Origin of the sequence: Accumulibacter sp. (assembly GCF_036625275.1) — a bacterium.
Taxonomy (GTDB): domain Bacteria; phylum Pseudomonadota; class Gammaproteobacteria; order Burkholderiales; family Rhodocyclaceae; genus Accumulibacter.
In genome coordinates this window covers 46,836-53,479 of the sequence record NZ_JAZKUD010000020.1, presented here as the reverse complement: position 1 = coordinate 53,479, position 6,644 = coordinate 46,836, and the positions used below count along the sequence as shown (strand labels likewise).

Here is a 6,644-nt window from a genome sequence, read left to right as displayed (position 1 = left end):
GGCGTCAACATGCCCTCGCCAGTGCGCTTCCAGTTCTCCTGCCTTGTCCATCTCGTCCTCCTGTCGAAAACCTGGAGGTTGCTCCACCTCTCGGCGGTTTTACAGGTGGATCGGCTGCACGCTTACAATCGAACCGCACCACGGTGAGCATATCCGTGCAGGTGATGAGTCCCAAAATCAATCCCGTGGTCCGGATCGTTTCGGTGCACGCTGCCACTTCGACCGATGGCGGTCAATCATCGGCGCGCCTATCCGCCGCCATTACCCGCTTGCGCCCCTTGGGCAACGGCGCTACACGGGTGTGGAGGCGCCTGCGATGATCCTCGTCAGAGGCGAGGCGCGTTCGCATAGTGCGCATCGCGCGTTTCGATGTGGCGGATCAGGAGAGCCAACAGCTTGCGCGCCTGCTGCGGTATCAGTTCGGTCTGGTCGACCTGATAGGTGTCGGCGATCGCGGTGAGAGTGTCCAGTATTTCGGCGTGGTCTTCGACATGCTCGTCGAAGCCATCGTAACTGTCGAGTCGCATCAGTAACTCTTCCGACAGGAAATGCGCCTTGCTGTACTCCACCAGGGTTTCCAGGATGTGACCGATTTCCCCGTTGTCGGCGTGCGCCTCGACGGCATCACACAAGGCCTTGATCAGGCCAAGCTGGACGCGGTGCTCGCCGTCCATGGTCGGGTTCAATCCCGGGCAGTGTTCGTCATCGACCTGTGGCATGCGCTATTCCTTCAACAATTTCGTCAAGAAAGGCTCTTCTGAAATGTCGAGCGGTAGCATAGCACGCTGTTCCAGGAGTCGGGCTGCTTATGCCTCGCCGACCACGACGCGGTTGTCGCCGTCGAGCCGATACACTGGAATCACCAGGTTGGCCGGCGCCGGTCCATTACGGAAGACTCGCCCGGCCAGGTCAAATTTCGAGGTATGGCAGGGGCACAGAAACTCGCTGCGGACACCGGGTCCGTTGCGCAACTGTGGCGTACAGCCCTGATGGGTGCATTGCCCGATGGCGACGAAGACATTGGGGTGCAGCGAACGATGGCGATTGCGGCAGTTTGCGGGTTGCAGCGAATGCTGGCCGTGTGGGTCGATGAGTTCACTTTCGTGATCGGCCAGCGCGCTGACTTCCTCAGCCGTTCGGCGCAGAATCCATAGCGTGCGACCCTGCCAGTCGAGCACGCGCAGCCTTCCTGGCGGCAGATCCGCGAAGTCGGCAGCGACCGGGTTGCCGGTCGGCGGCCGGGCATGTCCAGTCAGGTACCTGGCGGCTCCGATGCCCGTTCCGATGGCGCAGATCCCCGCCAGTACCTGCAGGCGACGACGTTGCGGATGGTAAACCGGATCGTCATTCATGGCCGTGTTGGACAGGCGACTCGGGGGCGTGTGTCAGGCGTGATGGATGGGCCGTGCTCCGATCCCCGCACGCTCCGAGGACTGGTGGATGAAATCGAGCGGTCGAAGCCGTGGGATCGGGCAGGCTTTCGGGAAGCTTCGAGCACCAGTGGGGTCTCCTGTCATGGCTTCCTGCCTCCGATCTTCGGCTCGCTGCCAGCCATCAGGCGCTGCAGATTCTGCCAGTGTTTACCGATCAGCGCCATCGCGATGATGCCGACCACCAGCAGCATGGAATCGCGCCCCCACAGGAGAAAGCCATAAATGGGCGCTGCCGTTGCCGCCAGCAATGCGGCCAGTGACGAATAGCGCAGTGTGAAGGCGACGAGCAACCAGGTGCCGAGCGTTGCCAGCCCCAGCCAGAGGTCGATGGCGAAGAGCACGCCGGCGGCCGTTGCCACGCCTTTGCCGCCCCGGAATCTCAGGAAAACCGGGTAGAGATGGCCGGCAAAGACGGCCAGGGCAACGAGCCCGACGGTATGGCTGCCCAGACCATACTCGGCGGCATGGCGACTGGCCAGAAAGACTGCCAGCCAGCCTTTGGCGGTGTCGCCAAACAGGGTGAACAGTGCGGCGCCCTTGTGGCCGCTGCGCAGCACATTGGTGGCCCCCGGGTTTTTCGAACCATAGCTACGCGGGTCGGCCAGGCCGAAGAGTCGGCTTGCGACCAGTGCGAAGGACACGGAGCCAAGCAAATAAGCGGCAAGGACCGCAAGAAGAGAGGTCAGGGGCGGCGGCATCGAGGGGCTTGGGTAGTCAGTAGTGCTCTGGGTTAGAATGCGCGCACTTCAATCGCGCTGCGGACTGCACGCCCGACGGGTAATTCTACACCGACCTCACGTCTCACCACATGGACATCATCTTCATCGACGACCTGCGCGCCTCGACGCTGATCGGCATCTACCCGCGTGAAAGGGTCATGCCGCAGATGGTGGAAATCTCCTTGCAGATTGGCACCTCGACCGCCTCTGCGGGCGCCAGCGACGACATTGGCGATACCATCGATTACGCGTTGGTGGTCGAGCGTCTGCGCGCCGAACTCGGCGCGCGCCATTTCAACCTTCTCGAAAGGCTTGCCGAGTATGTGGCCACCCTGCTGCTGGAGGACTTCGGCGCCACCTGGGTGCGCGTCTCGATTGCCAAGCTCGGCATGATGCAAGGTGTACAGCGCGTCGGCGTGGTCATCGAGCGAGGGGCCGCGGCCTGAACGTGAACGTTGCCCGCCCGGCAGGACCCCCGGATTGCTCTGCTATCCGCCAGCTGCCGGAGGGCTGGCCGGTGGTTTGGCAGCGGCCGGCATGCTGAGGTCCAGTTCCTTGACTTTGGCGTCGGGGAGGATCTCCATCAGCGTCACGACCTTCTTGACGCCGCGGGTGGTTCGCGCCACCTGGATCGCTGTGTCGGCTTCGCGCTGGCTGACCAGACCCAGGAGATAGACGACCCCGGCTTCGGTCACGACCTTGACATGGATGGCGTTGAGAGTGCCGGCGTCGATAAAGCGACTCTTGACCTGCGTCGTCACATATGAATCATTGCTGCGCGCCGAGAAGGAGCTGATCGGGCCAAGCGCGAGTTCATTGTAAACCCCCTGGACCTGTGGCACCCCGGCAACGATCTGCTCGATTTCTGCCTTCATCTGCTCAGAGGGTACTTCTCCGGAAATCAGCACCTTGCGGTTATAGCTGGTGAAGCTGGTGTGCGCCTGGTCACCGATCTTTTCGCTGACGCGTGCGCTGGCTTTCCATTCGATGCTTTCATCGTCGGTTTGCGTTCCCAGCGACCGCCGATCGAGGGCTGCCAGGGCGCCACCACCCGCTCCGGCGGCGAGCATCGCCAGGCAACCCTGCAGCATCGGTAGCAGCAGCGCGCCGAGCAGCAGGCTGGTGACGAGACTTTTTTTCATTCTTCGACTCCCATGAGCAGACAATCCATCCCATCGCAAAGGCAATGGATGATCAAGAGATGTGTTTCCTGGATGCGCGCCGTGCGCTCCGCGGGTACGCAGACGTGGATGTCGCCCTCGCGCAGGATTTCTCCGATCGTGCCACCGCCCTTGCCGGTCAGGGCCACAACGCGCAGGTCATTCTCGTGCGCGGCATTGATCGCCTCGATGACGTTTGGCGAATCGCCCGAAGTAGAGATGGCCACGAGAATGTCTCCGGGTTGCCCGAGGGCGCGGACCTGCTTGGCGAAGACGAGTTTGTAGCCGTAGTCGTTGGCGATTGCCGAGATCACCGAGGTATCGGTGGTCAGTGCAATGGCCGCCAGTTCGTGGCGCTCCAGCTCAAAGCGGCCGACCAGTTCGGCCGCCAGGTGCTGGGCATCAGCCGCCGAGCCGCCATTGCCGCAGGCGAGGATCTTGCCGTTGTTCAGGAGACCGCCGACCATCGCTTCGATTGCCTCGGCAATGGGCGCTGCCAGAAATTCGATCGCGTCGAGCTTGGTTTGTGCGCTCTCTGTGAAGTGCCCGCTGATACGGCTGATCAAATCCATGGGCGGTGACGATGTTCCGGGACGAGAAAGAGGGCCATTCTAACATCAGAGTACCAGGAACACCTCGAACTCGACGCGGCGCCAGGGGTTTGGGTCGTCGCGCAGTCGGGAAACGTGTGCCTCGATTTTTTCGCCGGCGTCGATTGCCTGCGCCACGGCACGGTTCTCGGCACGCGGGACGTAACCGAGGATGCGCCCGTTCCATTCGACACGGATGGCTTTGCGGTCATGGCGGTTATCGGGTTCGCGGATCAGGGTCAGGCGGTCGCCGGGTTTGATCTGCGACCACAGCTCGGCGACTGCGTAATACTGGCTGCCGGCCAGCGGCGAACTTTGCACAAGCACCCTGATCGTCTCGGCGGCACCGGCATATCCGCAGAGGACCAGCCCGAGGAGGGGACTAAGTGGCCTGAAACGCATCGCGAATCCATTCGATGGCGGCCTCGGACAGTTCGTCGAGCAGGATGCAGTCGAAGCGGCAGTCGGGTTCCCGACCAAAATGGGTACTCAGGTAATGCTCCGCGGCGAGAACGATACGCCGCTGCTTGGCCAGGTCGATACTGGCGGCCGCGCCGCCGAAGCTGGCGTTGCGGCGCAGGCGCACTTCAACGAAGACGAGTACTCGCCGGTCCCGACAAATCAGGTCCACCTCGCCTCCCCGACAGCGATAATTGCGCAGCAGGACGTTCAAACCGTGCCTTTCGAGGAAGCGCGCGGCGAGTTCCTCGGCCATGGCCCCTGAAGCGGCTGGACTGGCTAAACGAGCGGGGTATCCTGCTGGCCTGCGCGTGTTATCTTTAAGGCTCACCGGTAAGCTGATCTCCATGACAGAAGAATCCCCCGCATTATATGTCGTTCCGACGCCGCTCGGCCACCTTGGCGATATCACACAGCGCGCGATCGAGGTCCTGCAGCAGGTACCCTGGGTTGCCGCCGAGGATACGCGTCACAGTGCGCCACTGCTGCGCCACTACGGCAGCAATGCGCGCCTGCTGGCGGCGCACCGGCATAACGAAGAGGGCGCTGCGCAACAGGTGATCGCGCGCCTGGCCGCCGGTGAGTCGGTCGCAATGGTCGTGGACGCCGGCACACCGGCAGTATCGGATCCGGGTGCCCGGCTGGTGGCGAAGGTGCGTGCCGCCGGCTATCGCATCATTCCGCTGCCTGGTGCCTGTGCGGCGGTGGTCGCGCTGTCTGCGGCGGGGCTCGACGAAGTCCATTTTCTCTTTTATGGTTTTCTGCCGAACAAGGCCGGGCAGCGCGCAGCGGTCTTGCGGGAACTGGCGCCTCTGCCCTATACGCTGCTTTTTTACGAGGCACCGCACCGCATTCTCGAAGCCGTTGCTGCCCTGTGCGTGGCCTTTGGACCGGAACGTACGCTGGTCCTGGCGCGGGAACTGACGAAGCTGTTCGAAAGCATTCATTGCTGCACACTCGGTGAAGCGCAGGCCTGGCTGCTGGCCGATGCCAATCGCCAGCGTGGCGAGTTCGTGCTGCTCGTTTCCGGCGCAGCACCGGTTGAGGAAAACACCGAGGGCGAACGCGTGTTGCAATTGCTGCTCGACGATGGCCTGTCGATCCGCCAGGCCAGCCGATTGGCGCACGCGATTACCGGGGTCGGAAAGAATGCCCTGTATCAGCGGGCACTGGACTTGCAGGGATCGGGCGGCTGGGAGAGAACGGATGACCGCAGTTCAAGCTGAATGAACGCACTGCCATCATTGGCCAGGACAGGTGGTGCGAGGGGTCATTTCAGTGTCGTGGTCGTGGGGTGGAGCCTCAGCGGAACGCTCCACCCTACGCGATACGCCTGCGCCATCTGGAGAAGAACAGAAACCGGGCGACTGCACTTGATGCGCATTTGACGCGCCATCGCTCGCAACCAGTTATGATGACCCCTGTCAGGTCACTTCTGACCGTTTTCTTTCTCTCCCTGTAATGCCAAGGCACTCCATGACCGAAAATGACGACATTCTGGCCATACCGCTGTGGATCAACGGCCACGCCTATCTGACGATGGCGCCGGCTTTTTTCGATGTCCGTGATCGGCGTACTGGCCAGATCAGACGCCGAACGCCACTGTGCGGCACGGATCAGGCACTGACCGCCGTTGCCTCGGCCCAGGCCGCATTGCCCGCCTGGGCAGCGCTGACGGTCGCGGCAAGGGCCACGCTGCTGGTGCCGCTGGCTGCGGCACTGGCGGCATACGCAGAACACTTTGCCGGCTTGATCGCAGAGGAAACCGGCAAGGACGCCGCGGCGGCGTCAGCCGAGGTCGAACAGGCGCTAAGCGTGCTGCAGGCGGCCGCTGCCGGCTGCACGGCGACTGGCGGCAGCGGCGTCGTGGCGGTGGTCTGCGATGACCAGGCGCCCCTGCTCGGGCCCCTGCAGCTCGCCGTTCCAGCGCTGCTGGCGGGGGCGACGGTGGTCGTCAAGCCCAGTCCGAAGGCCCCGTCGGCGGCGTTTGCGCTGGCCGAACTGACGGCGCGCAACGGTTTTCCTGGCGGTGTGGTGAACATCCTGCACGGTGATCTGGCGGCGGTCGAGGGCCTGTGTACCGCCTCCGCGGTAGGTCTGCTGCTGTTTGCCGGTGATCCTGCTCTGGGCAGCAAGGTGGCGGCCATCGCCAGCCGCCACGGCAAGCCTTTTGTGGACTAACAGTCATGACTTTTCCAGGCACCCCCGATCATCAAAGTCATGACCGTTCCCCTCCCTTGCAGGGCGCATTCCGGCTGGCACGCCGGAATCGTTCGATGGGCG

Annotated in this window: 10 protein-coding genes; 3 read left to right on the top strand and 7 right to left on the bottom strand. The window is 63.0% G+C overall.

The features are described from left to right. Positions 1-326: 326 nt before the first annotated feature. The 3 genes from V5B39_RS09430 to plsY all read right to left on the bottom strand — a co-directional run bounded on the left by V5B39_RS09430 (position 327) and on the right by plsY (position 2,131). On the bottom strand, positions 327-719 hold the full coding sequence (locus V5B39_RS09430; RefSeq protein ID WP_332342639.1) for a bacteriohemerythrin: 393 nt from the start codon (positions 717-719) through the stop codon (positions 327-329). Between the two features lie 87 nt (positions 720-806). Then, positions 807-1,352: a ubiquinol-cytochrome c reductase iron-sulfur subunit gene (gene petA / locus V5B39_RS09425; protein WP_332342638.1), complete on the bottom strand. Its 546-nt coding sequence runs from the start codon at positions 1,350-1,352 to the stop codon at positions 807-809. A gap of 161 nt (positions 1,353-1,513) precedes the next feature. Further along, positions 1,514-2,131, bottom strand: coding sequence for a glycerol-3-phosphate 1-O-acyltransferase PlsY (gene plsY / locus V5B39_RS09420; protein WP_332342637.1), 618 nt, complete (start codon positions 2,129-2,131; stop codon positions 1,514-1,516). Positions 2,132-2,241: 110 nt separating this feature from the next. On the opposite strand from plsY, the gene V5B39_RS09415 reads away from it, so the two are divergent. After that, positions 2,242-2,598, top strand: a complete 357-nt coding sequence (locus V5B39_RS09415) for a dihydroneopterin aldolase (RefSeq protein ID WP_332342636.1) — start codon at positions 2,242-2,244, stop codon at positions 2,596-2,598. A 42-nt stretch (positions 2,599-2,640) separates the two neighbouring features. Here the strand turns inward: V5B39_RS09415 and V5B39_RS09410 are convergent, their stop codons facing one another. From V5B39_RS09410 to V5B39_RS09395, 4 genes are read right to left on the bottom strand one after another with little or no spacing between them, the layout of a single operon-like run. Continuing rightward, positions 2,641-3,294 (bottom strand): BON domain-containing protein, encoded by a 654-nt coding sequence (locus tag V5B39_RS09410; RefSeq protein ID WP_332342635.1) that lies wholly within the window; start codon positions 3,292-3,294, stop codon positions 2,641-2,643. Beyond that, entirely contained in the window at positions 3,291-3,884 is a 594-nt protein-coding gene (locus V5B39_RS09405; protein ID WP_287640150.1) for a phosphoheptose isomerase, read from the bottom strand. The genes V5B39_RS09410 and V5B39_RS09405 overlap by 4 nt, the downstream gene beginning before the upstream one ends. A 45-nt stretch (positions 3,885-3,929) precedes the next feature. Beyond that, positions 3,930-4,304, bottom strand: coding sequence for an HIRAN domain-containing protein (locus tag V5B39_RS09400; RefSeq protein ID WP_332342634.1), 375 nt, complete (start codon positions 4,302-4,304; stop codon positions 3,930-3,932). Next, positions 4,285-4,617, bottom strand: coding sequence for a YraN family protein (locus tag V5B39_RS09395; protein ID WP_332342633.1), 333 nt, complete (start codon positions 4,615-4,617; stop codon positions 4,285-4,287). Before V5B39_RS09395 ends, V5B39_RS09400 begins: the two co-directional genes overlap by 20 nt. A 91-nt stretch (positions 4,618-4,708) precedes the next feature. Between V5B39_RS09395 and rsmI the strand changes: the two genes are divergently transcribed. Continuing rightward, positions 4,709-5,587, top strand: coding sequence for a 16S rRNA (cytidine(1402)-2'-O)-methyltransferase (gene rsmI, locus V5B39_RS09390; RefSeq protein ID WP_332342632.1), 879 nt, complete (start codon positions 4,709-4,711; stop codon positions 5,585-5,587). A gap of 250 nt (positions 5,588-5,837) precedes the next feature. Next, the gene (locus V5B39_RS09385; RefSeq protein WP_332342631.1) at positions 5,838-6,542 is read left to right on the top strand and encodes an aldehyde dehydrogenase family protein; all 705 of its coding nucleotides are present in this window, start codon (positions 5,838-5,840) and stop codon (positions 6,540-6,542) included. The last annotated feature ends 102 nt before the right edge of the window (positions 6,543-6,644 follow it).

Excerpts from the sequence above, each read along its gene's own strand:
- V5B39_RS09430 (WP_332342639.1), bottom strand. The coding sequence starts at position 719 with ATGCCACAGGTCGATGACGAACACTGCCCGGGATTGAACCCGACCATG.
- petA (WP_332342638.1), bottom strand. The coding sequence starts at position 1,352 with ATGAATGACGATCCGGTTTACCATCCGCAACGTCGTCGCCTGCAGGTA.
- plsY (WP_332342637.1), bottom strand. The coding sequence starts at position 2,131 with ATGCCGCCGCCCCTGACCTCTCTTCTTGCGGTCCTTGCCGCTTATTTG.
- V5B39_RS09415 (WP_332342636.1), top strand. The coding sequence starts at position 2,242 with ATGGACATCATCTTCATCGACGACCTGCGCGCCTCGACGCTGATCGGC.
- V5B39_RS09410 (WP_332342635.1), bottom strand. The coding sequence starts at position 3,294 with ATGAAAAAAAGTCTCGTCACCAGCCTGCTGCTCGGCGCGCTGCTGCTA.
- V5B39_RS09405 (WP_287640150.1), bottom strand. The coding sequence starts at position 3,884 with ATGGATTTGATCAGCCGTATCAGCGGGCACTTCACAGAGAGCGCACAA.
- V5B39_RS09400 (WP_332342634.1), bottom strand. The coding sequence starts at position 4,304 with ATGCGTTTCAGGCCACTTAGTCCCCTCCTCGGGCTGGTCCTCTGCGGA.
- V5B39_RS09395 (WP_332342633.1), bottom strand. The coding sequence starts at position 4,617 with ATGGCCGAGGAACTCGCCGCGCGCTTCCTCGAAAGGCACGGTTTGAAC.
- rsmI (WP_332342632.1), top strand. The coding sequence starts at position 4,709 with ATGACAGAAGAATCCCCCGCATTATATGTCGTTCCGACGCCGCTCGGC.
- V5B39_RS09385 (WP_332342631.1), top strand. The coding sequence starts at position 5,838 with ATGACCGAAAATGACGACATTCTGGCCATACCGCTGTGGATCAACGGC.